Here is a 511-nt window from a genome sequence, read left to right as displayed (position 1 = left end):
AGCGCCGCCGACGTCATAACCCAGAAGCGCCGTGCGATAGATGAGGAAGGCAAGGTTGGTCGAGGCATAACCCGGGCCGCCATTGGTGGTGACGAGGATTTCCGCATAAACGCCGAGCAGGAAGATCGTCTGGATCAAAATGACGACGGTGATGGCGCGCGACAGATGCGGCAGCGTCAGATAGACGAAGCGGTTGATAAAGTTGGCGCCATCCATCTCGGCCGCTTCCTTCTGCTCGCCGTCGAGCGACTGCAGGGCGGTCAAGAGGATCAACGTGGCAAATGGCAGCCATTGCCAGGCGACGATGATGATGATGGAGAGCAGCGGAAACTGCGCGAACCAGTCGACCGGCTGCAGGCCGAAGAAGCGCGAGAGATCGGCAAGCACGCCGTAACCGGGATGCATGATCATGTTCTTCCATACCAGCGCGGCCACCGGCGGCATGACGAAGAACGGCGAGATGATCATGATGCGCACGATGCCCTGGCCGAAAATGTCATTGTCGAGCAAA

At 59.1% G+C, this 511-nt stretch carries 1 protein-coding gene; it reads right to left on the bottom strand.

Annotated elements, in window-relative coordinates; genetic code table 11:
- A partial coding sequence (locus tag WDZ78_RS23300; RefSeq protein WP_425674409.1) for a carbohydrate ABC transporter permease occupies positions 1 to 511 on the bottom strand: 511 nt, incomplete at both ends.

Origin of the sequence: Agrobacterium sp. M50-1 (assembly GCF_049843495.1) — a bacterium.
Lineage (GTDB): Bacteria > Pseudomonadota > Alphaproteobacteria > Rhizobiales > Rhizobiaceae > Agrobacterium > Agrobacterium radiobacter.
This window is presented reverse-complemented; position numbering and strand designations above follow the sequence as displayed.